We start from the raw sequence: 23,520 nt of genomic DNA on the forward strand, positions 1-23,520 counted from the left end.
CCGTCGTCTATGCCTGATCGAGTGCCTCGTTCACGAGGCCGTCCGCGCGGTCGTTGACCGCTCGAGGGACGTACTCGAGGGTCCACTCCTCGAACTCGCGAAGCAGTTCGTGCACGGTCACGCGCTTCTCGCGGAGTTCGGGGTTGTTGGTGTCGTACTCGCCGCGAACCTGCTTGACGATGAGTTCGGAGTCCCCCCGGACGTGAACCTCGTCGTAGCCGTAGTCGCGCGCGGCCTCGAGGCCCGTGATCAGCGCCTCGTACTCGGCCTGATTGTTCGTCGCCGTCCCGATCGTTTCGCCGCCTTCGGCGACGATTCCGTCGCCGGTGACGATCACCCAGCCGATCGCGGCCGGGCCGGGGTTCCCGCGCGAACCACCGTCGAAGTAGACGTGGGCTCGGCCGCCACCCTCTCGGAGCAGTGCCTCGAGGTCGCGGGGATCCGAGCCCTGAATCACGACCTTGTCGTCGTAGGCCACGGCGGTCGCACCGCCGCGGCTCGCTCGCCAGCGTTCGTGGGCGGTGTTTCCAGAATCGACGGCGACATCCGCCTCCTCGAGTCGTTCACGGGCGGCCTCGACGTCGCACTCGATGACCGGCATTCGTCTCCGTGATCGGCCGGAACCGGATAAATGCTTTCCGGTTCCGAATCGTAAACTTCGCCTTTCACCCCCTGTAACGGGCGTTATTCGGGGGTATGACTCAGTAGCGCGAACCACTCGCCAAAGGTTTATATAGCATGGTGATACTACTATAAAAGTGCGATGACACGGTCCACCCGCCAGCGGGAGCGAACGCGCGAGACGGACGAGACCGAGGATCAGGAGGGGGTACGTGCCTGCCCCGAGTGTGAATCGGATAATCTCGTTAAGGACTCCGACCGGGGTGAGCTCATCTGTGAAGACTGTGGGCTCGTCGTGGAGGAAGAACAGATCGATCCTGGCCCGGAGTGGCGGGCGTTCAACCACCAGGAACGACAGGAGAAGTCCCGCGTCGGCGCGCCGACGACCCAGACGATGCACGACAAGGGACTGACGACGACCATCGACTGGAAGGACAAGGACGCCTACGGACGCTCTATTTCCTCGAAAAAGCGCAGTCAGATGCACCGGCTGCGCAAGTGGCAGGAACGCATCCGCACCAAAGACGCCGGCGAGCGGAATCTGCAGTTCGCGCTCAGCGAGATCGATCGAATGGCCTCCGCACTGGGAGTCCCACGCTCGGTCCGTGAGGTCGCGTCGGTCATCTACCGGCGCGCGCTCAAAGAAGACCTCATCCGTGGCCGATCGATCGAGGGCGTCGCAACGTCTGCGCTGTACGCCGCCTGCCGAAAGGAAGGGATTCCACGAAGCCTCGAGGAGATCTCGGAAGTCTCCCGCGTCGAACGCAAAGAGATCGGTCGCACGTATCGATACATCTCGCAGGAACTCGGCCTCGAGATGCGTCCCGTCGACCCGAAAAAGTACGTCCCGCGCTTCTGTTCCGAACTCGAACTCTCCGAGGAAGTCCAGACCAAGGCCAACGAGATCATCGAGAAGACGGCCGAGGAAGGGCTGCTTTCGGGCAAGTCACCGACCGGCTACGCTGCGGCGGCGATCTATGCTGCCTCGCTGCTGTGCAACGAAAAGAAGACCCAACGCGAAGTCGCCGACGTCGCACAGGTGACCGAAGTGACGATCCGGAACCGGTATCAGGAACAGATCGAAGCGATGGGCATTCACGGATAACGTCGCCGCGCCGTTTCGAACTCGCTTTTTTTATTGCGTCCTCGCTCGATCAGCGGTGCTCTCCGATACAGAGAGCAATCGTCGGACGAGTGCCGTCGTCGCTCTATCGTGGCCGAGAGCCGTTATTCTTCTTTGCCGACGCTGATGACCTGCAACAGCGAGTAGACGGGGACGCCCTCGAGTTCCTCGAGGCCCTGTTTGTCCGCGAGGACGATACAGGCGAGTGGCGTGCCACCTTCGGCGCGGATCGCTTCGATCGTCTCCTCCATCGTGGTTCCGCTGGTGATGGTGTCGTCGACGATGTAACACTCGCGGTCCCGAATCCCGGCGAAGTTCCGCGAGAACGTCCCGCCGAGTTCCTCGATGTCGCCTTCCTCCCACTGGTGTTTCGCGGGGGTGTAGGTCCCGAGATCCGTCTCGAGTTCGCGGGCGACGAGGGTGGCGATGGGACCGCCGGCCTTCTCGATGCCGATCGTCAGATCGACGTCTTCGCCGTGTTTGGCGAGCATGTCGGCCATCGCCTCCGCGATGGCGCTCATTCGTTTGCTGTCTCGGCCGATCGCGGACCAGTCGACGTGGATGTCCTGTGGACCGCTGCCGCCCGCATCCGGCTGCGGTGGTGCTTGATCGGTCGGTTGTGGCGTCGTGTTGCTGCGTTCGACGAGCCAGCTCGCCGTCTCCCGGGAGACGTTGAGCTCGTCAGCGATTTCGCCCTTCGAGAGGCCCCGAGTCGCGAGCTCGGCTGCGCTCTCGATCAGGTCGTCGACGTTTTTCATATAGGTTCGAATTCGAGCGCGGTTTTTATAGTCGTATCGTCATCCGTATCCGTCGTCGATCCGGAGCCAGCCGTCGGGACGGGTGCCGTCGCCGCCGGGAACGCGCGATCGAGGGCTTCGAGTCCGTAGACGCCGGTCACGAGCTCCTCGAGGACCCACTCCGGAAGCGCCGCGAGGGTATCGATGGCGCGTTCGAACTGCCTGCGATTGGAGTTGACGCTGCCGACGAGGGCCTTGTTGTGCAAGACCAGTTCGCGGTGGAGTCGGCCGCCGTTGATCTCGAACGACCAGTCGTCGGGAACGCCAAGCAGCGCGGCGACGCCGTTCGGGGCGAGTGCCTCGATGCATTCGAAGGCGTGTTTCGCGTAGCCGGTGGCCTCGTAGACGACGTCCATCGGCTCGTAGACGTCCGGAATCTCGGGGACCGACGTCTCGCGGGAGTCGATATACGTCGCGCCCAGCCGTTCGACGATGTCGATAGACGGATCCGGGCGGTCCCGCCGCCCGAGACAGTAGACACGATCGTACCCCAGCGTTTCGGTGAACATCGCGACGGTCAACAGACCAAGCGAGCCGTTGCCCAGGACGAGCGCGGACTCGGGCCGCCAGTCGAACGCGGAGCGAGTCGCCCGGGCGTGCTCGAGTGCCTTTTCCGTAATGCTGATCGGCTCGACGAGAAATCCCCATCGAGCCAGCGCCTCGGGAATCGGAACGAGACAGTCGGCCGGGCTCGTGATGTACTCGGCCATGAACCCGTGTGCCCCGACGATCCCTCGCTCGACGTATTCGCCATCGGGTGCCATGTCCGGCTGCCCCCGCTCGAAATACGCGTTGGTCTCGACTCCCGCGGGGGGTCGGCGAACCGTTGGGACGACGTATTGGCCCGCCTCGAGTGGCGTCCCGTTCGGGTCGTCGACGATCCCGACGGCTTCGTGACCGAGAATCAACTGCTCGTCCCCGTCGGGGACGCCACCGTGGCTTCCCTCGATGACCTCGTAATCGGTGCCGTCGACGCCCACGCGGCAGATTCGAACGAGCGCTTCGCCGGACGACGGCTCGGGAACCGGCCGCTCGACGACCTCGGGGACGCCCGACCCGGGAACGACTGCGATGGCTTTCATACTCCTCGGTAGGGACCGCGAAGGTAAATATTTATTTCTAATCGAGTAAATACCTCGACGGCCGACAGAGCGTCCCCGACGCGTCGCTACTGGAAACGATTATCCGACTGCCGATGCCTGTAGCTCACATGGAACGATACGATCTCGTCTATCAGCTCTACGACGAGTACGACACGAAGACGTTACAGGAGTTTCAGGAGTTCGTCGACGTCTTTCCGGCCGTCGATTCGCGGGTCGCCCTCGAGCACTGGCAGGGCGCGACCGAGGAACTCGAGGATCGCAAGGACGAGATCCGCTCGTCGTTTGCGGCCGGCGAAACGTTCGCGGAGATCGCCGCCCGGGCGACCCGCGATCAGGCCTTTACCGCGCTCGACCTCGAGGCGAAGTACGGTCGCGCGGTGAACGTCCTCGTCCTCGACGTCGACGAGACGCTGCGGTCCGCTGGCGGCACCGACAACGAGATTCCACGGGACACGCTGCACGTCTTGACGGAGTTTCACGAGGCCGGCGTCCCGATCGTCATCTGTACGGGCCAGACCTTGGAGAACGTCAAGGGGTTTGCCATCCAGGGACTGGGCAGCGAGATCGTCCACTCGGGAGAGCTCTCGATCGTCTACGAAGCGGGGACGGGCGTGTTCACGCCCGGCCACGGCGCGGCGACGAAGCAACTGCTCTACGACGACCTCGAGGAGGAGATCCGGACCGTCTTCGACGACGTCCGGTCGCGCGTGCTCCCCGAAGCCCCCGAGGACCTCCGACGCGGTTGTCACCTGCAGGGCAACGAGTTCAACGTCACGATGAAACCGAACTACGAGACCGGCACCACGGACGCCCGCGACATCATCGACGAGGCATTGGTCTATCTCATCGACCTGCTGGCGGACGCCGTCGGCACCACACTCGAGGGAGACGACAGCGATTCGGCGACCGATAGCGCGGCGGACAACGGTACCACGACGCTTGCCGGCGAGACGGTCGTCGACTGGACTCGTGCCTTCTACGCCGCACAGGACTCCGAGATCAGGGCCGTCCTCGAGGGCGAGGGGGCCTATCCCGACCTCGCCGTCGACGACGTCCCCGAGACCCTTACCACGGTGCTCGATCGCATCGACGTCGCCTACTACGAGGCGGATGCGGCCGAGATCGGCAGCCTCGAGTTGAACAAGGTCGTCGGCGTCGAGCACGCGCTGGATGTCCTGGGCGTCGACGACCCGTTCGCGCTCGTCATGGGGGACTCAAAGAGCGATCTCCGCGTGATGGAGTGGGTCGCCGACAACGACGCCGGAATCGCGGCCGCCCCGGAACACGCGTCCCAGGACACCTTAGAGCACGTCCTCGAGACGGACGAGCTCGTCTTCGATCGCGGGAAGAGCGTCGACGTCCTGCGAACGGTGTACGCCCTGAACCGACTGGCCCATCTCGGGTGAGCGACTCGGAGCGCTCGCGGACCCGTCGCCACCACCGTTCCACAACGTGATTTTGACCGTCGGTGGCGGCGACGAACTCCCTTAAACGGCCGGAAAGGGAAGGCCCGTTCATCAACCGTACTCGAGTCGTCCCTTCTATCAGCACGATCCGGGCGAACGTAGTCGTCAACACCAGTTTCACGGCCGTTCGGAGATGGCCGTGGCGACAGGTGGTCGATCGGCCCGATACGTCTCGGACGGATCGGGTTCACACGCTATGACGTCGGTCTCGTTCCCCGATCGAACTCGAGCGACCACTTCGAGGTGAGTATCCAATGACGACGATCGCAGAACTCTCGCTTTCGACCGACGCGTTCGCGCTCGCAGAGACCCTTCAGCAACGACCGGCGCTCGAGGTCCGCGTCGAAAGTGTCGTCGCGGAGGGGCCGGATCGAACGGTCCCGCTCGTCTGGTTCTCGAACGTCGATCGGAGCGAACTCGAGGCGGCGCTCGATGCCGACTCGACCGTCGAGGAGTACCGGCAGTTGCTCGAGACGACCGAGGACGGCCAGTTGTTCTATCGGCTCCAGTACTCCGAGGCAGTCAGCTCGGTCTGTTCCTGTGTCTACAGACACGGGGGGACGGTTCTCGACGCCCAGATCTCCGACGGTCGATGGACGCTCAGGCTCCTGTTTCCCCATCGGGAGGGGCTCTCGGATGCCGTCGCTGCCATCGAGGACCACGGCGTCCGGATCGACGTCAAGCGCATGGTCGAGGCCGGCAAGGGGGAGGACCTCGAGACGACGGCGGCACTGACCGAGCCCCAACAGGAGGCCATCGCCGAAGCCTATCGCCAGGGCTACTACGACGTCCCGCGGGAGATCTCCCTCGAGGAGTTGGCGAACGAACTCGATATTTCGCATCAGGCGCTCTCCGAGCGGCTCCGCCGGGCAAACCGCGTACTCGCCGGCGAACAGTTAGACGAGCCCACAAGCGAGATGGCAACCACCGACTGAGACGGACTCCTGTCAGTCAGTGGCGGCGCACCCGCGAACCGCCCCGGGGTTTCGCCGGGACATCGGTACAGCGGACCGTCTGACGGGCGACGTTTTTTGTTCGTGCCCGGTGGACGGTTCCCATGGTCGATCAGGACCCCGGCGCTGCCGATCCGCTGTCGCTTCGTGGCGTCGTCCCGCCGACCGTCACCGCGTTTCACGAGGACGAGTCCGTCGATTACGACCGCACCGCCGACCACGCCCGATTCGTCGTCGACCGGGGAGTCCACGGCGTCTTCCCGCTCGGGACCAACGGCGAATTTCCGCTGTTGTCCGGCGACGAGCGCGACCGGGTCGTCACGGCCGTCGTCGAGGAAGTCGGCGACGAGGTCCCGGTCATCGCCGGCGTCGGCGCGCCGAGTACCTACCGGACCGTCGCCCACGCCGAACACGCCGAGTCGGTCGGCGCGGACGGACTCGTCGTCGTCACGCCCTACTACTACCCGCTGGATCGCGAGGGGACCCTCGAGCACTATCGCCGCGTCGCCGACGCCGTCTCCCTCCCGGTCTACGTCTACCACATCCCGAGCAAGACCGGCAACGAACTGCCACTCGAGACCCTCGCCGAACTCGCCGAACGCGACGTCGTCGTGGGCGTCAAAGACTCGAGCAAGGACGTCCCCTGGCTCGCACAGGCGATCGACCGCAACCCCGAGTTGACTTTCCTCGCGGGCTCGGACTCGCTGATCTTTACCGGGCTCGAAATCGGCTGTTCGGGCGCGGTCAGCGCCGTCGCCAACGCGTTCCCGGAGCTCGTCGTCGAGTGCTACGAGGCCTTCACCGACGGCGACGAGGATCGCGCCCAGGAACTCCAGAGTACGATCTTCGACGTTCGGGACGCGTTCAAAACCGGCGGCGCGTACATGTCCGGCGTCAAGACCGCACTCCGGATGCGGGAGTTCGATGTCGGCCCGCTGCGGAGTCCCCTCCGGCTCAAGGACGACGACTCCGCCGCTGAACTTCGGGAGCGCCTCGCGGACCTCGATGGCGTTCTCGACGGGCGCGATGGGAGCCACTGACGGCCGCTGCACACCCGACCGCGCGACGACTGTGCGATCGGCGTGTAAATCGTTTCAGTCGTTACGATTGATATTCGGTCCTGGCGAACGGACGATCGCGCTCGTTCGCGCCGTCCCGGTGAGCACGAGGACGGATCCGGCGTCGTCCGATCGCTCGACCGCATACTCCTCGAGCGTGGGGAAGGCGTCGTCGTCGACGTCGCGGTTCGTGTCGACGAACTCCCGTAGCGCCTCGAGATCGGCGTCGTCGGCCGACTCGTAGTGGACGACATCGGTGAGTTCGGTCGTCGCGCCGTCGACCGCGAGCGACCGCGCCGTGCCGACCAGCCCGGTTTGCCACTCCCAGTCGTAAGCCGGTTCCTCGATCGGGTCCCGCGGCGGGAAGACGGCCCCGTCCGCGAACTGGCCCGACCCGCGCTCGGCGAGGAGAGAGCCCGCGCGTTCGTCGTCGGCCCACCGGCGACCGCCATCGGTCCCGCCCTCCTCGGTCCGCGCCCAGCGGGCCTCGAGGACGTACTCGAGTACCGCATCGGGGTCGATCCAGAGGCTGCCGAGCGTTCGTACCAGGCAATCGTCCCGAACGGCGAACCTGGAGCTCCCGAGCGTGTACAGATCGAACCCGCGTGTCGTCCCGTCGGCGGTCACGTCGCCGTTCGAATCGTCCTCGAGGTGGGCTTCGATCTCGTCGGGATCGAACGACCCCGCGAGGACGTGGATCCCGGGCTGGGCCGTTGTTTTTTCGACAGCCGCGCCCGTGTCGGCGTTGAAGAGGTCGAGCCACCAGTCGACGTACTGGACGAGTTGCCACTCGAGGTCCATCGCGGGAACGTTGACGGCGTCCCGCACCAACCGCCCCCAGAGATCGTCGTAGGAGAGCCGATCGTCGTGTTCGAACACGACCGAGGGATCCTGATACCGGAACCATCGCGCTCGGAACTCGCGGTTGCGAACCTCGTAGGCGTCGGTGACGAAATCGGCCGGTTCCGGATCGGCGAGCCGACGGTCGTCTCCGGGTCGGACAACCGATCGATCGGCCTGTCGGTGTCGCGACCGAAGTTCCTATTCCGGTGTCGCTCGTATCCACAGTCGTGACCGAGTACGACGCAGTCGTCTACGATCTCGATGGGACCCTCGTCGATCTCGACGTCGACTGGAACGCCGTCGCCGTCGACGTCTCCGCCGTCTACGAGCGTGCGAACGTCGAGCCGCCCGGCGACGGACTCTGGGGGATGCTCGAGACCGCGTCCGACGTCGGACTGGCTGCCGAGGTCGAGTCAGCGATCGCCGCCCACGAACACAGGGGGGCACGGACCTCGACTCGGCTCACGCACGCCGACGAACTTCTCGAGCGAGCGCTGCCGGCGGGCGTCTGCTCGCTGAACTGCGAGCGGGCCTGCCGGATCGCGCTCGAGGAACACGCGCTCGCGCCGGCAGTGGCTGCCGTCGTCGGGCGTGACACGGTCGGGACGTGGAAGCCCGATCCGGAGCCGTTGCTCGCGACGGTTCGTCGACTCGGAGTCGAGCCGGAGGGGGCCCTCTTCATCGGGGATTCCGAGCGGGATCGGCGGACGGCACAACGAGCTGGTGTCGACTTCGAGTTCGTTGGCGACGGTCCGTCGGGCGTTTGAAACATTCGAGCGCGATCGCGGACGGTCGGGTTCGGCACGGTAGTCGAATCTGTCACGTCCGTTTTCGTTTCGCGTAGGCGAACACGACCAGAGACGTAGCTAACCAGACGGGGGCACCGATCCGGATCGCGAACTCGGCGCGATCGGCCCAGGTCGGCAGGGTCGCGGTCGTCGACAGCACGGCGACCAGCGGTGCTCCGACGATGATGGTTGCGACGAACGTCGTCTGCATTACCCAGCCGTAGTCGACCCCGTCGGGCGAACTCGTCTCGACAGGTTCTGGCACGTCCGTGTATGGCGGTCCATTCGTCTTAAGCGCGCCGAGTCGCCGCGAGGGGAACGCGGTTGGATCGACGGCGGTCGAAGAACAACGACGTTTAATCGCCGGAGACTAACCTGTGGGTATGCCTAGCGTGCGGGATATCAGGGCGAAAGCGGGCGAGGAACCGATCACGATGCTGACGGCCTACGACGCACCCACGGCGTCGATCGTCGACGAGGCCGGCGTCGACATTATTCTCGTCGGGGACAGCCTCGGCAACACCAGCCTGGGGTACGAGACGACGCTTCCGGTGACCGTCGACGACATGGCCCGTCATACCGGCGCCGTCGCACGGGCGACCGACGATGCGCTCGTCGTCGCCGACATGCCGTTTCTCTCGATCGGCGTCGACGAGGCAGCGAGTATCGAGAACGCCGGCCGGATGCTCAAAGAGGCGGACGCTCACGGGGTCAAACTCGAATGTGGACCCCATACCGTCGATCTGACCGAAAAGCTGGTCGAACTCGGGATTCCCGTGATGGGCCACCTCGGGCTGACGCCCCAGCACGTCAACCAGTACGGTGGCTATCCCCGACAGGGGACGGACCAGGAGGCCGCCGAACGCATCCTCGAGTTAGCACAGGCCCACGAGGCGGCCGGCGCGTTCTCGCTCGTCCTCGAGCACGTGCCGTCGAACCTGGCGGCCGACGTGACGACGGCACTGGAGATCCCGACGATCGGGATCGGTGCCGGCCCGGACTGCGACGGACAGGTGCTCGTGGTCGACGACGCGGTCGGGCTCAGCGAGTGGTCGCCGTCGTTCTCGAAACAGTTCGGGAACGTCCGAGCGGAGATGGAATCCGCGGTCGGCGAGTACGTCTCGGCGGTCGAATCCGGCGAGTTCCCCGCTGACGAACACAGCCACGAGGAGAGCGACCTCGAGGAGATCTACTGAGCCGAGGGTCGGAGCAGAGCATCGTCTCCGGCCTGGAAAGCCGGTTCGATCGGGCTGGTATCGCCCCGGCAGTGAACCCGTTCGGCGATCCCGTCACGAACACGGAATACTAGGGAAATAATATAGTATATAATTCCATTCTGCGTTCAGTGGCAGTATTTATATGACATGCAGGCATAAAACGAAACTGAACGGCGGAAACCGATACCATGTCACACTCATCGAGGAACACCTGCGACCGCGACTCGGAGGCCGATCACGCCTCGGGGCTACAACACGTGACCGTCGAACGGGCCGACATCGCAGTCTGTACGATCTTCCCGCGAGCGGTCGGCGAAGACGCGACATCGACGCAGTGGATCGCGGCAACCGCCGATTCGTTCGTCGCTCTCGAGGGGAGCAGGTAACCCGCCGACGGTGGCTGTCCGTCGCTCGGAAGTCTACCGTGAGGGCACTGGAGATCGACCCGCGTTGATACTGCCCGTCAGCCGCGGGAACGGCTCGGTCGCCTCCGCACAGTCTAGTACCAGTCTCGGTTCCGATCGGCATTGAGTCCCGACAGAAACTCCTCGACGATTCCGTTGAACGCTGCAGACTGCTCGATCATCGCCAGATGTGCCGCGTCCTCGATTTCGGCCAGCCCGGCATCGTGGATTTCGTCGGCGAGATACTCGTGAAACCACGGCGGCGTCAGCTGATCGTACTCCCCGTACGCTACGAGCGTGGGAGTGTCGATCTCGTCGACACGATCGCGGACATCGAACTGGTGGCAGGTCAGGAAGTCCCGACGTGTGACCGCCTGTCCGCAGTCGACCATCCGTTCCATCGATCGCTCCCGGATCTCCGGATCGGGGTCGTGGAAGAGTCGATCCGGGCCATGCAGGAACTCGACGGCCCGCTCGAAGTCGGACTCGAGCCACGCCAACAGATCGTCCAGGACGCCGAGTCGCGCGCCGGTTCCCGTCAGCACGGCTGCTTCGGGATCGAACGGACGCTCGAGCAGGATCTGCAGGACGACGGCACCGCCAAGCGAGTTTCCGACGAGGATCTCCGCGTCCGTCGCCTCCGCGACGGCCAGTACGTCGTCGGCGTACGCCGACAACGTCGTGTATCCGGCGCTTGCGTTGATATCGTCCGACCGGCCGTGACCGCTGAGATCGATCGTGACGATCGGATGGGTCTCTGCGAGCGCCCGTTGTCCGTTCCACATCTCTCCCGATCTCCCACTCCCGTGAACGCAACAGATCGGGGGGCCCTCACCACCTCGATCAACGACGTCGTATGCCGTCTCTCGACCGTGCTGTGATACCGTCTCCATACGGAGTCTCACGACCGGGGCGGGTATAAAGACTCGAGACAGTTGCGACCGGAACACGCCAGCAACGAGGATACGATCCTTCCGATCCAACGGTCGCTATCTCCGCATAGCTGCCCGCGAATCCACTGTGAACCACGAACAATCAGCTTCGTATCGACTACCGTTCCCTCGTGCGATCAGCCTGCGAAAGATTTATATGCTCTTGGTGCTTACTTTGGGTTAGTTACAGCATGACTCTCGACCAATTCACCCCCGAAGAGGGGCAGGTGGCCCGTCGGTACGAGTACGACGACAGCACGGTGATGGCTGTCGACTTCGGTACCGACGCGGCCGACGCCTCGGTCGATCTCGTCGACGATACGGTTATCGTCGTCCTCGCTGACGACCAACACGAGATCGATCTCCCTGCGAATACCGAGAACGCGCACACGTTTATGAAAAACGGCGTTCTCACTATCGAACTGGAGGAAGACCGATGAAACTTACTGTAAAACCACTAAAGCAAAAGGACGCGGGTCGCGGACTGGCCGCGATCGACCGCGTCTCGATGACCGAGCTCGACCTCGAGAACGGAGATTACGTCGTTATCTCGGGCAACGGCGACGGACAGGCCGTCGCTCGCGTCTGGCCCGGCTACCCCGAAGACGAGGGACGCGGTATCGTCCGCATCGACGGCCGCTTGCGTCAGGAGGCCGACGTCGGGATCGACGACAACGTCAGTATCGAACCGGCGGACGTCAAACCCGCCAAATCGGTTACCGTCGCACTCCCACAGAACCTGCGGATCCGCGGCGACATCGGTCCGCTCGTTCGCGACAAGCTGAGCGGACAGGCCGTCACTGAGGGGCAGACGGTCCCGTTCTCGCTCTCCTTTGGGCCGATGGCCAGTTCCGGTCAGTCGGTTCCGCTGAAGATCGCGAGCACCTCGCCGTCGGGTACCGTCGTCATTACGGACTCGACGAACATCGAAGTCTCCGAGACGCCCGCCGAGCAGGTGAGCTCCGGCGGCCCCGCCTCCGCCGACGGCGTCCCGAACGTCACCTACGAGGACATCGGCGGCCTGGACAACGAACTCGACCAGGTTCGCGAGATGATCGAACTGCCGATGCGCCACCCCGAGCTGTTCCAGCAGCTGGGCATCGAGCCGCCCAAGGGTGTCCTCCTGCACGGCCCGCCGGGAACCGGGAAGACCCTGATGGCCAAGGCCGTCGCCAACGAGATCGACGCCCACTTCGAGACGATCTCCGGCCCGGAGATCATGTCGAAGTACTACGGCGAGAGCGAGGAGAAGCTCCGTGAGGTCTTCGAAGAGGCCGAGGAGAACGCCCCCGCGATCGTCTTCATCGACGAACTCGACTCCATCGCAGCCAAGCGCGAGGACGCCGGCGGCGACGTCGAACGACGCGTCGTGGCCCAACTGCTCAGCCTGATGGACGGCCTCGAGGAACGGGGCCGGGTGACGGTCATCGCGGCGACCAACCGCGTCGACGACATCGATCCCGCGCTCCGGCGTGGTGGCCGATTCGACCGCGAGATCGAGATCGGCGTCCCCGACAAGGAGGGCCGCAAGGAGATCCTGCAGGTCCACACCCGCGGGATGCCCCTCGACGAGGGGATCGACCTCGAGCACTACGCCTCCAACACCCACGGCTTCGTGGGAGCCGACCTCGAGTCGCTGGCCCGCGAGAGCGCGATGAACGCGCTCCGGCGGATCCGCCCCGACCTCGACCTCGAGTCCCAGGAGATCGACGCCGACGTCCTCGAGTCCCTGCAGGTCACTGAAGGTGACTTCAAGGAGGCGCTCAAGGGCATCCAACCCTCCGCGATGCGGGAGGTCTTCGTCGAAGTCCCCGACGTCACCTGGAACGACGTCGGCGGCCTCGAGGACACCAAAGAGCGACTCCGCGAGACGATCCAGTGGCCACTCGACTACCCCGACGTGTTCGAGCAACTGGACATGCAGGCCGCCAAAGGCGTCCTCATGTACGGTCCGCCGGGCACCGGGAAGACCCTGCTCGCCAAGGCCGTCGCCAACGAGGCCCAGTCGAACTTCATCTCGATCAAGGGCCCCGAGCTGCTGAACAAGTACGTCGGCGAGTCCGAGAAGGGCGTCCGCGAGGTCTTCGAGAAGGCCCGGTCGAACGCACCGACCGTGATCTTCTTCGACGAGATCGATTCGATCGCGGGCGAACGCGGCCAACGCCAGGGCGACTCCGGCGTCGGCGAACGCGTCGTTTCCCAGCTCCTGACCGAGCTCGACGGGCTCGAGGAGCTCGAGGACGTCGTCGTCATCGCGACGACCAACCGGCCGGACCTGATCGACAGCGCCCTGCTGCGACCCGGTCGCCTCGACCGCCACGTCCACGTGCCGGTTCCCGACGAGGACGGTCGCAAGAAGATCTTCGACGTCCACACCCGCGACAAGCCGCTGGCCGAGTCCGTCGACCTCGAGTGGCTCGCGGGCAAGACGGAGGGCTACGTCGGTGCCGACATCGAGGCGGTCTGCCGCGAGGCCTCGATGGCCGCCAGCCGCGAGTTCATCAACTCGGTCGACCCCGAGGACATGAACGAGACCCTCGGAAACGTCCGCATCGGCCGCGAGCACTTCGAACACGCGCTCGAGGAAGTCAAGCCGAGCGTCACCCCCGAAACCCGCGAGGAGTACGAGGAACTCGAAGAAAAACTCCAGCAGGCCGAACCCGGTGAGGGACAGGACGAACAGCTCGGTCGGACCTTCCAGTAACCGGTCGGTCCGTTCGGTCACGGGAAACGGTTCCGGCTGACGCCACGAGCGAGGAGACTGCCTCGAGGACGAGATCGGTCGCTTACACGCGATTTTTCACCGGCTTCACTCCCGACAGCGGCGGCTTAGCCGTCTTTCGGTGACAGCCTCGAGCGATCGGATCCGCGGGTGCGCCGGGACAGCAGCCCGTTTCAGTCGTCGGTATTCAGTTCGACCAGTTCGAGCGACCGATCGAGGTGACAGACCTCGTGTGGCGGCTCGCCGATGATCGCTTCGATGCGATACTCCTCGTCGAACTCGATGCCGTCGGGTTCGCAGTACTCGTGGCTCGGACACTCGACGTAGGGACAGGGACCGGGAAGACTCGTTTTGCTGCCGGCGAACGCGCCCTTCGAGGTGATGTTCGCACGCGCGGTGACCGGTTCGACCTCCACGGCGCGAACCCCGCCGTCGTGGATGGCACACTCGAGGGTCTGGGCGTTCTCGCGGATGGACGTAACGCGGTATTTCGTCCCCTGAGAGAGGTTGAGACACTGGCTACGGTAGGGACAGCCGGCACAGGCGTCGGCTTCGCCCTCGTAGACGAACTCGGTTCCCGGTTCGGCCAGCCGAGAGCCGATGAGCGTAACGGTCGACATGGTTCCCGGTAGTTGCCACCGGCGGTTAAGCGTCACGTCCCGCCGGCCGTCACGACCGTATCGTTCGCTGATCGTCAGAGTCGCATCTCGTGTCGACCGGCGGGGCCGCCTTCCTGTCCCTCACGGACGACGTTGTCGACGGAGACGACTCGGATCACTCGCCGCCCGTGAGTTCGTCGAGCCGATCGAAGTACGCCTCACGGGGGACCTGATACAGCTCTCGATACGCGATCTCGCCGTCGTCGAACGCCCGCGCGAGTTCCACGGTCCGCTCGAGTGCCGCCCCCCGCGTCGGGAACCGCAGCGTCTCGTCAAGCGAGACGTCCGGCTCGAGATAGAGGGTGACGAACCAGTCCTCGGCGTCGGCGGTATCGGCGGGGTTGACGCCGGGGCGGCGGGTCCGCTTGCCGTGGGTCAGATACAGCGTGGGCAAACACGCCGCGGGAAACTCCCCACCGTCGAAGACGTCCGGGCGGTACGCGAGAACGAGTCGTCCGTGCTCGCCCTCGCTCCAGACCGTCCAGCCATCGGGTAGCCTCGAGCGGTCCACGCCGTCGTTTGTCGCCGGGTCCGACATGGCCGTCCGTACGACCGCCGACCGTAAATTCCCGTCGTCACCGCAGCCGGTCGACAGCGCGCGCGAGCCGACGTGGACGCTGCAGGCCGGCAACTTATGCCCGCGTCCATCGAATGTGGTGCATGTTACACTACATCAATACATTATTCTGCAATTGTCGGGCCGGAATGAAATTCTGGTAAATACCTTTTGGGGCTAAGGTTAAGTGGCTGGATTACTCACTCATTAAATACTATCGGTATCCGTTTGCCGGACCGATCCACTCCGCGCCCGTCCCCGGCGCATCGTTGCTCGAGACCTCGAGGGGTGTCGCGCAACGTCACGTGGTGAGAAACGGCATATGACACGACAATACGCCGCCCGCGATTGGGTTACGCTCCTCGGACGCCCGTTCGAGGAGACCGACGAGTACTGCGCGTTCACGCCGGGTGACGCGAGGCGACGGATTCCGACGGTTCGGCCACGTGGTGCCACGGCTGGTCGAACGACTACACCGAAGAGGGGGGACCCCCGCAACCAACGATACCATGACCGGTGATATCGAAACACTCGAGCAGCTCAGTACGGACTACAAGGAATCGATGCCCGCAGACCTGCGGGAGACCAAGTCCTTCGACTGGTACCTAGAGGAGGTCTACGAGGACCCGAAGGTGGCCCGCAACGCCCATCAGCGCGTCGCGGACATGTTCGACTACTACGGGACGACCTACGACGAGACCGAGGGCATGGTCGAGTACCAGCTCGCGAGCGAGGATCCGTTGAACGACGGCGAGAACACCTTCTACGGGAAGGTAATTCATCAGTCGATCCACGAGTTCGTCAACAAGGTGAAATCGGGAGCCCGCCGACTCGGGCCCGAGCGCCGGATCAAGCTCCTTCTGGGTCCGGTCGGGTCGGGGAAATCCCACTTCGACAAGCAGGTCCGTACGTATTTCGAGGACTACACGCTCCGGGACGATGGCCGGATGTACACCTTCCGGTGGATCAACCTCTGTGACGTCATTCAGGATCAGGACCCCGCCGACGACACCGTCCGGTCACCGATGAACCAGGATCCGCTCGTCCTCCTCCCCCTCGCGCAGCGCCAGCGGGTCATCGACGATCTCAACGAGAACTTGGACGCCCCGTACACGATTCAAAACGAGCAGTCCCTGGACCCCGAAAGCGAGTTCTACATGGATCGGCTGCTGGCGTACTACGACGACGACCTCCAACAGGTCCTGGAGAACCACGTCGAGATCGTCCGCTTCGTCGCCGACGAGAACAAACGGCAGGGGCTGGAGACCTTCGAACCCAAAGACAAGAAGAACCAGGACGAGACCGAACTCACCGGCGACGTCAACTACTCGAAGATCGCCATCTACGGCGAGAGCGACCCGCGAGCCTTCGACTACTCGGGGGCGTTCTGTAACGCGAACCGCGGTATCTTCTCCGGGGAGGAGCTGCTCAAACTCCAGCGGGAGTTCCTCTATGACTTCCTGCACGCGACCCAGGAACAGACGATCAAGCCCAAGAACAACCCCCGGATCGACATCGACCAGGTGATCGTCGGCCGCACCAACATGCCCGAGTACAAGGACAAGAAGGGCGACGAGAAGATGGAAGCGTTCAACGACCGCACCAAGCGGATCGACTTCCCCTACGTCCTCTCCTACGAAGACGAGGCCAACATCTACGAGAAGATGCTGAACAACGCCGACGTCCCCGACATCAACGTCGAGCCACACACCCTGGAGATGGCGGGGCTGTTCGGTGTCCTCACGCGCATCGAGGAACCCGACACCGAGACCGTCGGGCTGCTCTCGAAGGCGAAAGCGTACAACGGCGAGATCGACGAAGGCGACGACATCGACATCAAGAAGCTTCGCGACGAAGCCGCCGCGAAAGCCGAGATCGGCGAGGGGATGGTGGGGATCTCGCCTCGCTTCATCGGCGACGAGATCGCCGAGGCGATCATGGACTCGAAACACCGCCAGCGCGGGTTCCTCTCGCCGCTGACGGTGTTCAACTTCTTCGAGGAGAACCTCGAGCACCACGGCTCGATTCCCGAAGACAACTTCGAGAAGTACTACCGCTACCTCGAGACGGTCCGCGAGGAGTACAAGGAACGCGCCATCGAGGACGTCCGCCACGCCTTGGCCTACGACATCGACGAGATCCAACGGCAGGGCGAGAAGTACATGGACCACGTGATGGCCTACATCGACGACGACACGATCGAGGACGAACTCACGGGCCGCGAGCAGGAACCCGACGAGACCTTCCTCCGGTCGGTCGAGGAGAAACTCGACATCCCCGAGGACCGCAAGGAGGACTTCCGACAGGAAGTGAGCAACTGGGTTTCCCGACGCGCCCGCGAGGGCGAGGCGTTCAATCCCCAGGACAACGAGCGCCTGCGCCGTGCTCTCGAGCGCAAGCTCTGGGAGGACAAGAAGCACAACATCAACTTCTCCGCGCTGGTCAGCGCCAACGAGTTCGACGACGACGAACGCTCCGCGTGGATCGACGCACTGATCGAACAGGGGTACTCCGAAGGTGGAGCCAAGGAGGTGCTCGAGTTCGCCGGCGCGGAGGTCGCCAAAGCCGAGATGGAAGACTAACATGACCGGACACGACTACGTCTCCGAGGCGGATCGCACACTCGAGGAGACCTACGAGGAACCGATGAGCCTCGCGGCGTACGTCGATCGGCTCTTCGAGCAGCCGACGATCGGCTCCCACGCCTCGAAGTACCTGCTCGAGGCGATCGAGGCCGCCGGAACGCGCACCGTCGTCGAGGAAGGCGAGGAGAAAGAGCGCTATCGCTTCTTCGACGATCCGCACAACGACGGCGAACACGCGATCCTCGGCAACACCGAGGTGCTCAACGGATTCGTCGACGACCTGCGCTCGATCGCCGCAGGGCGGGCGAAAGACGAGAAGATCATCTGGTTCGAGGGACCGACGGCGACGGGCAAATCGGAACTCAAGCGCTGTCTGGTCAACGGACTGCGCGAGTACTCGAAGACCCCCGAGGGGCGTCGATACACGGTCGAGTGGAACGTCACGACCGCCGAGGCCGGCGAGCGCGGGCTGAGCTACGGCGGCGACGCCACCGCGAGCGACGACCAGCACTGGTACGAAAGCCCCGTCCAGGCCCACCCCCTGTCGGTGTTCCCCGAGAGCGTCCGCAAGGACCTGCTCGAGCGACTCAACGCCGACCTCGACGACCACGTTCCGGTCCAGGTCGATGCGGAGCTCGACCCGTTCTCCCGGGAGGCCTACGACTTCCTCGAGGAGCGCTATCGCCGGGACGGCGAGGAGGAACTGTTCTCGGCGATCACCGACGAGAGCCACCTCCGGGTGAAAAACTACGTCGTCGACACGGGCCAGGGCGTCGGCGTCTTGCATTCCGAAGACGACGGCCCGCCGAAGGAACGGCTCGTCGGCTCGTGGATGCACGGGATGCTCCAGGAACTGGACTCGCGGGGCCGGAAGAACCCGCAGGCGTTTAGCTACGACGGCGTCCTCTCGCAGGGGAACGGCGTCCTCACGATCGTCGAGGACGCGGCCCAGCACGCCGACCTGCTCCAGAAGCTGCTGAACGTCCCCGACGAGCAATCGGTGAAACTCGACAAGGGGATCGGGATGGACGTCGACACCCAGATGCTGATCATCTCGAACCCCGATCTGGAGGCCCAGCTCAACCAACACGCCGACCGCAACGGGATGGACCCGCTGAAGGCGCTCAAGCGCCGGCTGGACAAACACCGCTTTGGCTACCTGACGACGCTGAGCCTCGAGACGGAGCTCATCCGGCGTGAGCTCACCAACGAGATGGCGGTCTGGGAGGCCGACACCTACGACGAACTGGCCGATCGGATCCGTGCACCGGTGACGGTGACGGTCAAGGGTCGCGAGGGCGAGGCGCGCGTCCAGGAGTTCGCGCCCCACGCCATCGAGGCGGCTGCGCTGTACGCGGTCGTGACGCGACTCGACGAGGAGGATCTCCCGAACGGATTGGATCTCGTCGACAAGGCACTGATCTACGATCAGGGCTACCTCCAGGAGGGTGATACTCGCCGCGAAAAGGACGAGTTCGACTTCGACGACGACGGCGACGACGGCGATCACGGGATTCCGGTCACGTATACGCGGGATACGCTCGCTGAACTCCTGCAGGCCGATCGGGATCGCCACCACGCCGAGCTCTCGGTCGAGGACGTCGTTATGCCCCGCGACGTGTTGAACGCCATGGTCGAGGGACTGATCGACGCGCCGGTCTTCTCGACGGGCGAGCGCTCGGAGTTCGAGAACCGAGTCGTCCCCGTGAAAAACTACATCTACGACCAACAGGAGAGCGACGTCATCGAGGCCATCATGCACGACAAACGCGTCGACGAGGAGACCGTCGCCGAGTACGTCGAACACGTCTACGCCTGGGAGACCGACGAACCGCTGTACAACGACCGCGGCGAGCGCGTCGAACCCGATCCGCTGACGATGAAGCTGTTCGAGATCGAGCATCTGGGCCGGTTCTCCGAAGCTGAGTACGAAGGGAATCACCCCCGCGAGAGCGTCCGGAACTTCAGACGCGAGAAGGTCATCACCTCGCTGAACCGCCACGCCTGGGAGCACCGGGACGAGGACTTCGCCGTCGAAGACGTCGACCTCACGGCGATCCCGGTTATCAAGACGGTCCTCGAGAGCCACGATTGGGACGACATCGAGCGGACCTTCGAGGACTTCGATCCGCGACAGTGGAGCGACCCGCCGAGCGGGACCGAAACGGCGGCGGTCAAGGAAAACACCATCGAGACGATGGTGAACCTCTTTGGCTACTCCGAAGCGTCCGCCGAACTAACCAGCAGACACGTCATGGGACAGGTGAGCTACCGATGGGACTGAGAGACGACCTCGAGCGATTCCGCGAGGTGGGCGAACAGCGCCGCGAGGATCTGGCCGATTTCATCCAGTACGGGGACCTCGGCCAGAGCCGGCCGGGCGAGATCAAGATCCCGGTGAAGATCGTCTCGCTGCCGGAGTTCGAGTACGACCAGCGGGACAAGGGCGGCGTCGGCCAGGGCGAGGACGGCACGCCCGATGCCGGCCAGCCGGTCGGCCAGCCCCAACCCCAGCCGGGCGACGACGACGGCGAGGACGGCGAGCCCGGCGAGGAGGGGGGCGACCACGAGTACTACGAGATGGATCCCGAGGAGTTCGCCGAGGAACTCGACGAGGAACTCGGGCTCGACCTCGACCCGAAGGGTAAGAAAGTCGTCGAGGAGAAGGAAGGGCCGTTTACCGACCTCACCCGAACCGGCCCCAACAGCACCCTCGACTTCGAGCGGATGTTCAAAGAGGGGCTCAAGCGCAAGCTCGCGATGGACTTCGACGAGGAGTTCCTGCGGGAACTCTGCAAGGTCGAGGGGATCGAGCCCCGCGAGGTCTTCGAGTGGGCCCGCGGCGAGAACCTCCCCGTCTCGATGGCCTGGATCCAGGAGGCCTACGACGATATTCCGGCCGAAGAACGCGGGACGTGGGCGTCGATCGAGGCGGTCGAAGCGAACGTCGAGCGCGAGGACGTCCAGCAGAAAATCCGCCGCGAGGGGATCGACCACGTCCCCTTCCGCCGCGAGGACGAGCGCTACCGTCACCCCGAGATCATCGAGGAGAAAGAGAAGAACGTCGTCGTCGTCAACATCCGCGACGTCTCCGGTTCGATGCGCGAGAAGAAACGCGAACTCGTCGAACGGACCTTCACCCCGCTGGACTGGTACCTGCAGGGCAAGTACGACAACGCCGAGTTCGTCTACATCGCCCACGACGCCGACGCCTGGGAGGTCGAGCGCGACGAGTTCTTCGGCATCCGCAGCGGCGGCGGCACCAAGATCTCGAGTGCGTACGAACTCGCCGCCGAACTGTTGGAGGAGTACCCCTGGACCGACTGGAACCGATACGTCTTCGCCGCGGGCGACTCGGAGAACTCCTCGAACGACACCGAGGAGCGCGTGATCCCGATGATGGAGCAGATTCCGGCGAACCTCCACGCCTACGTAGAGACACAACCCAGCGGGAACGCGATCAACGCCACCCACGCCGAGGAACTCGAGCGCCACTTCGGGACCGACGCGGAGGACGTCGCGGTGGCCTACGTCAACGGCGAGGCGGACGTGACCGACGCGATCTACGACATCCTCTCGACGGAGAGTGAGACCGATGAGTAACTCAAATTCGAACGCGGACCGATTCCGCAAACAGGCGATTGCCAGCGATCTCGAGGAGCCGGTCGACGAGGCACGGAACCTCGCGGTGAAGCTCGGCCTCGAGCCCTATCCGGTGAAGTACTGGATCATCGACTACGACGAGATGAACGAACTCATCGCCTACGGCGGGTTCCAGAGCCGCTACCCCCACTGGCGGTGGGGAATGCAGTACGACAAGCAACAAAAGCAGGGCCAGTACGCGGGCGGGAAGGCCTTCGAGATCGTCAACAACGACAACCCCGCCCATGCGTTCCTCCAGGAGTCGAATACGATCGCCGACCAGAAGGCAGTCATCACCCACGTCGAAGCCCACTCGGACTTCTTCGCGAACAACGACTGGTTCGGCATGTTCACCAGCGGGCGCGCCGACGAAGAGCAGGTCAACGCCGCCGCCATGCTCGAGCGTCACGCACGGGCGATCGACGAGTACATGTCCGATCCCGACATCGACCGCGCCGAGGTCGAGAAGTGGATCGACCACTGCCTGACCCTCGAGGATAACATCGACCAGCATCAGGTGTTCAGCCGGCGACTCGACGTCGACGGGCCCGCGGGCACGGAGATCGACGGCGACCTCGCCGAGCAACTCGACGAACTCGAGCTCTCCGATGAGATCAAAGGCGAGGTGTTCACCGAGGAGTGGCTCGACAAACTCGAGGAAGAAGACATCGCCCCGAGCTTTCCCGAAGAGCCCCAGAAGGACGTGCTGGCGTTCGTCCGCGAGCACGGCAAGCAGTACGACGAGGAGGCCGGACGAGCGGTCGAGATGACGGAGTGGCAACGCGACATCCTCGACATGATGCGGGCGGAGGCCTACTACTTCGCCGCCCAGAAGATGACGAAGGTGATGAACGAGGGCTGGGCCGCCTATTGGGAGTCGACGATGATGACCGACGAGGTCTTCGCCGGCGACGACGAGTTCCTCAACTACGCCGACCACATGGCGAAGGTGTTGGCGTCGGGCGGCCTCAACCCCTACAGCCTCGGGATGGAGCTGTGGGAGTACGTCGAGAACACGACGAACCGTCGGGCCGTCCTCGAGGCGCTGTTGCGCGTCGAGGGCATCTCCTGGCGCAATCTCATCGATGTCGTCGACTTCGATGCGGTCCTCGAGATCCTCGAGCCGCCGGCGGCGATCGAGACGATTACGCCCGAGACGCTCGGGCGACTCGAGGAGATGCCCGAGAAGTGGGTCGACCACGAGGCACTCGAGCGGGCTCTCGAGGGCGAGATAGACGTCGAAACGTATCCCTGGAAAGTCCTGACCTACGAGGGGTTGGCCCGGCGACACTACTCGCTGGTCAAGCGCCAACACCGCGGCTTCCTCGGACGCGTCAATCAGAACGAACTCGAGCGGATCGGCCGCTACCTCTTCGACGACGCGCGGTACTCGTCGGTCGAGGAGGCACTCGAGGACATCGAATTCACCGCCGGCTGGGATCGGATGTTCGACGTCCGGGAGAGCCACAACGACGTGACCTTCCTCGACGAGTTCCTCACCAAGGAGTTCATTACGGAGAACAACTACTTCACCTACGAACACTCGCAGGCGACCGGGCAGTTCCACGTCGCCAGCGACGCGGCCGAAGACGTCAAAAAGAAGCTGCTGTTGCAGTTTACCAACTTCGGGAAGCCGACGATCGCGGTCTACGACGGCAACTACAACAACGCGAACGAACTCCTGTTGGGCCACCAGTACAACGGCGTCATGCTCGATCTGGGGCAGGCCACGGAGACGCTCAAGCGGATCTTCGAACTGTGGGGCCGCCCGGTGAACCTGCTGACCATCGTCAAGGAGGTCGACGAACACGACATCGAAGTCGCCAAGCGCCGCAATCGCGAGCCCGAACCGGAAGAGCAAGGCAAACTGATCCGATACGACGGTCAGACGGTCACGACCGAAGACGTGCCCTGGGAGGAGGTCGAACACCTCTCGGCCGACGACATCGATTACGACACGAAACCCGAAGAGTGGCTCGCCTGATCGCGTTTCAAGCACTCCTTTCCCACCGCCGTTGGCCGGAACCCTTTTGATGGCTATCACCCATGCA

The 23,520-nt window shown here is 64.1% G+C and carries 21 protein-coding genes; 13 read left to right on the plus strand and 8 right to left on the minus strand.

The annotated features are described in order from the left end of the window. Positions 1 to 7 precede the first annotated feature (7 nt). Positions 8 to 601 (minus strand): ribonuclease HI, encoded by a 594-nt coding sequence (rnhA, locus tag CP557_RS03945; protein WP_097378705.1) that lies wholly within the window; start codon positions 599 to 601, stop codon positions 8 to 10. A 162-nt stretch (positions 602 to 763) separates the two neighbouring features. Between rnhA and CP557_RS03950 the strand changes: the two genes are divergently transcribed. Beyond that, positions 764 to 1,726, plus strand: coding sequence for a transcription initiation factor IIB (locus tag CP557_RS03950; protein ID WP_006184711.1), 963 nt, complete (start codon positions 764 to 766; stop codon positions 1,724 to 1,726). Positions 1,727 to 1,848: 122 nt separating this feature from the next. Here CP557_RS03950 and gfcR read toward each other — a convergent pair whose 3' ends face one another. Both gfcR and CP557_RS03960 read right to left on the minus strand, forming a co-directional pair. Then, the gene (gene gfcR, locus CP557_RS03955) at positions 1,849 to 2,502 is read right to left on the minus strand and encodes a transcriptional regulator GfcR (RefSeq protein WP_097378706.1); all 654 of its coding nucleotides are present in this window, start codon (positions 2,500 to 2,502) and stop codon (positions 1,849 to 1,851) included. Then, positions 2,499 to 3,623: a glucose 1-dehydrogenase gene (locus CP557_RS03960; RefSeq protein ID WP_097378707.1), complete on the minus strand. Its 1,125-nt coding sequence runs from the start codon at positions 3,621 to 3,623 to the stop codon at positions 2,499 to 2,501. The genes gfcR and CP557_RS03960 overlap by 4 nt, the downstream gene beginning before the upstream one ends. A gap of 128 nt (positions 3,624 to 3,751) precedes the next feature. On the opposite strand from CP557_RS03960, the gene CP557_RS03965 reads away from it, so the two are divergent. The 3 genes from CP557_RS03965 (at position 3,752) to CP557_RS03975 (ending at position 7,103) form a co-directional block, all read left to right on the plus strand. Continuing rightward, entirely contained in the window at positions 3,752 to 5,050 is a 1,299-nt protein-coding gene (locus CP557_RS03965) for an HAD family hydrolase (protein ID WP_097378708.1), read from the plus strand. 314 nt (positions 5,051 to 5,364) lie between these two features. Continuing rightward, positions 5,365 to 6,045, plus strand: coding sequence for a helix-turn-helix domain-containing protein (locus CP557_RS03970; protein WP_097378709.1), 681 nt, complete (start codon positions 5,365 to 5,367; stop codon positions 6,043 to 6,045). 122 nt (positions 6,046 to 6,167) lie between these two features. Continuing rightward, positions 6,168 to 7,103: a dihydrodipicolinate synthase family protein gene (locus CP557_RS03975; protein ID WP_097378710.1), complete on the plus strand. Its 936-nt coding sequence runs from the start codon at positions 6,168 to 6,170 to the stop codon at positions 7,101 to 7,103. A gap of 54 nt (positions 7,104 to 7,157) precedes the next feature. On the opposite strand, the gene CP557_RS03980 is transcribed toward CP557_RS03975, so the two are convergent. Then, the gene (locus CP557_RS03980; protein WP_245852895.1) at positions 7,158 to 8,000 is read right to left on the minus strand and encodes a hypothetical protein; all 843 of its coding nucleotides are present in this window, start codon (positions 7,998 to 8,000) and stop codon (positions 7,158 to 7,160) included. A 191-nt stretch (positions 8,001 to 8,191) separates the two neighbouring features. Between CP557_RS03980 and CP557_RS03985 the strand changes: the two genes are divergently transcribed. Continuing rightward, complete coding sequence (locus CP557_RS03985) at positions 8,192 to 8,731, plus strand: HAD family hydrolase (protein WP_097378711.1); 540 nt, start codon at positions 8,192 to 8,194, stop codon at positions 8,729 to 8,731. A gap of 52 nt (positions 8,732 to 8,783) precedes the next feature. Here the strand turns inward: CP557_RS03985 and CP557_RS03990 are convergent, their stop codons facing one another. Next, on the minus strand, positions 8,784 to 9,017 hold the full coding sequence (locus tag CP557_RS03990) for a DUF5822 domain-containing protein (protein WP_097378712.1): 234 nt from the start codon (positions 9,015 to 9,017) through the stop codon (positions 8,784 to 8,786). 118 nt (positions 9,018 to 9,135) lie between these two features. Here CP557_RS03990 and panB point away from each other — a divergent pair, with 118 nt between their 5' ends. Next, positions 9,136 to 9,948, plus strand: a complete 813-nt coding sequence (panB, locus tag CP557_RS03995) for a 3-methyl-2-oxobutanoate hydroxymethyltransferase (protein WP_097378713.1) — start codon at positions 9,136 to 9,138, stop codon at positions 9,946 to 9,948. 209 nt (positions 9,949 to 10,157) lie between these two features. Further along, entirely contained in the window at positions 10,158 to 10,355 is a 198-nt protein-coding gene (locus tag CP557_RS04000) for a DUF7511 domain-containing protein (protein ID WP_097378714.1), read from the plus strand. Between the two features lie 113 nt (positions 10,356 to 10,468). Here the strand turns inward: CP557_RS04000 and CP557_RS04005 are convergent, their stop codons facing one another. Beyond that, positions 10,469 to 11,266, minus strand: coding sequence for an alpha/beta fold hydrolase (locus tag CP557_RS04005; protein WP_097378715.1), 798 nt, complete (start codon positions 11,264 to 11,266; stop codon positions 10,469 to 10,471). A gap of 230 nt (positions 11,267 to 11,496) precedes the next feature. Here CP557_RS04005 and CP557_RS04010 point away from each other — a divergent pair, with 230 nt between their 5' ends. Both CP557_RS04010 and CP557_RS04015 read left to right on the plus strand, forming a co-directional pair. Beyond that, entirely contained in the window at positions 11,497 to 11,745 is a 249-nt protein-coding gene (locus tag CP557_RS04010) for a DUF7127 family protein (protein ID WP_097378716.1), read from the plus strand. Further along, positions 11,742 to 14,009, plus strand: a complete 2,268-nt coding sequence (locus CP557_RS04015; protein ID WP_097378717.1) for a CDC48 family AAA ATPase — start codon at positions 11,742 to 11,744, stop codon at positions 14,007 to 14,009. The genes CP557_RS04010 and CP557_RS04015 overlap by 4 nt, the downstream gene beginning before the upstream one ends. Positions 14,010 to 14,200: 191 nt before the next feature. On the opposite strand, the gene CP557_RS04020 is transcribed toward CP557_RS04015, so the two are convergent. Both CP557_RS04020 and CP557_RS04025 read right to left on the minus strand, forming a co-directional pair. Continuing rightward, positions 14,201 to 14,647: a UPF0179 family protein gene (locus tag CP557_RS04020; protein WP_097378718.1), complete on the minus strand. Its 447-nt coding sequence runs from the start codon at positions 14,645 to 14,647 to the stop codon at positions 14,201 to 14,203. Positions 14,648 to 14,801: 154 nt separating this feature from the next. Beyond that, a complete protein-coding gene (locus CP557_RS04025; RefSeq protein ID WP_097381523.1) occupies positions 14,802 to 15,224 on the minus strand; it encodes a DUF5820 family protein in 423 nt (140 codons plus the stop codon). 527 nt (positions 15,225 to 15,751) lie between these two features. On the opposite strand from CP557_RS04025, the gene CP557_RS04035 reads away from it, so the two are divergent. The 4 genes from CP557_RS04035 to CP557_RS04050 are packed head-to-tail and all read left to right on the plus strand — an operon-like array spanning position 15,752 to position 23,453. Then, positions 15,752 to 17,824 (plus strand): PrkA family serine protein kinase, encoded by a 2,073-nt coding sequence (locus tag CP557_RS04035; protein WP_097378720.1) that lies wholly within the window; start codon positions 15,752 to 15,754, stop codon positions 17,822 to 17,824. Position 17,825: 1 nt separating this feature from the next. Then, positions 17,826 to 20,111 carry a PrkA family serine protein kinase gene (locus CP557_RS04040; RefSeq protein WP_097378721.1) on the plus strand — a complete coding sequence of 762 codons (2,286 nt, stop codon included), beginning with the start codon at positions 17,826 to 17,828 and terminating at the stop codon, positions 20,109 to 20,111. Beyond that, a complete protein-coding gene (locus tag CP557_RS04045) occupies positions 20,102 to 21,430 on the plus strand; it encodes a YeaH/YhbH family protein (RefSeq protein ID WP_097378722.1) in 1,329 nt (442 codons plus the stop codon). Before CP557_RS04040 ends, CP557_RS04045 begins: the two co-directional genes overlap by 10 nt. Beyond that, a complete protein-coding gene (locus CP557_RS04050; RefSeq protein ID WP_097378723.1) occupies positions 21,423 to 23,453 on the plus strand; it encodes a SpoVR family protein in 2,031 nt (676 codons plus the stop codon). Before CP557_RS04045 ends, CP557_RS04050 begins: the two co-directional genes overlap by 8 nt. Positions 23,454 to 23,520: the final 67 nt, after the last annotated feature.

Origin of the sequence: Natrinema ejinorense (assembly GCF_002494345.1) — an archaeon.
Lineage (GTDB): Archaea > Halobacteriota > Halobacteria > Halobacteriales > Natrialbaceae > Natrinema > Natrinema longum.

Bases quoted from the DNA above. Each gene is read 5' to 3' on its own strand.
- CP557_RS04045 (WP_097378722.1), top strand. From the start codon at position 20,102: ATGGGACTGAGAGACGACCTCGAGCGATTCCGCGAGGTGGGCGAACAG.
- rnhA (WP_097378705.1), bottom strand. From the start codon at position 601: ATGCCGGTCATCGAGTGCGACGTCGAGGCCGCCCGTGAACGACTCGAG.
- CP557_RS03965 (WP_097378708.1), top strand. From the start codon at position 3,752: ATGGAACGATACGATCTCGTCTATCAGCTCTACGACGAGTACGACACG.
- CP557_RS04050 (WP_097378723.1), top strand. From the start codon at position 21,423: ATGAGTAACTCAAATTCGAACGCGGACCGATTCCGCAAACAGGCGATT.
- gfcR (WP_097378706.1), bottom strand. From the start codon at position 2,502: ATGAAAAACGTCGACGACCTGATCGAGAGCGCAGCCGAGCTCGCGACT.
- CP557_RS04005 (WP_097378715.1), bottom strand. From the start codon at position 11,266: ATGGAGACGGTATCACAGCACGGTCGAGAGACGGCATACGACGTCGTT.
- CP557_RS03950 (WP_006184711.1), top strand. From the start codon at position 764: ATGACACGGTCCACCCGCCAGCGGGAGCGAACGCGCGAGACGGACGAG.
- CP557_RS04040 (WP_097378721.1), top strand. From the start codon at position 17,826: ATGACCGGACACGACTACGTCTCCGAGGCGGATCGCACACTCGAGGAG.
- CP557_RS04015 (WP_097378717.1), top strand. From the start codon at position 11,742: ATGAAACTTACTGTAAAACCACTAAAGCAAAAGGACGCGGGTCGCGGA.
- CP557_RS03975 (WP_097378710.1), top strand. From the start codon at position 6,168: ATGGTCGATCAGGACCCCGGCGCTGCCGATCCGCTGTCGCTTCGTGGC.
- panB (WP_097378713.1), top strand. From the start codon at position 9,136: ATGCCTAGCGTGCGGGATATCAGGGCGAAAGCGGGCGAGGAACCGATC.
- CP557_RS03960 (WP_097378707.1), bottom strand. From the start codon at position 3,623: ATGAAAGCCATCGCAGTCGTTCCCGGGTCGGGCGTCCCCGAGGTCGTC.
- CP557_RS04010 (WP_097378716.1), top strand. From the start codon at position 11,497: ATGACTCTCGACCAATTCACCCCCGAAGAGGGGCAGGTGGCCCGTCGG.
- CP557_RS04035 (WP_097378720.1), top strand. From the start codon at position 15,752: ATGACCGGTGATATCGAAACACTCGAGCAGCTCAGTACGGACTACAAG.
- CP557_RS04000 (WP_097378714.1), top strand. From the start codon at position 10,158: ATGTCACACTCATCGAGGAACACCTGCGACCGCGACTCGGAGGCCGAT.
- CP557_RS04020 (WP_097378718.1), bottom strand. From the start codon at position 14,647: ATGTCGACCGTTACGCTCATCGGCTCTCGGCTGGCCGAACCGGGAACC.
- CP557_RS03970 (WP_097378709.1), top strand. From the start codon at position 5,365: ATGACGACGATCGCAGAACTCTCGCTTTCGACCGACGCGTTCGCGCTC.
- CP557_RS04025 (WP_097381523.1), bottom strand. From the start codon at position 15,224: ATGTCGGACCCGGCGACAAACGACGGCGTGGACCGCTCGAGGCTACCC.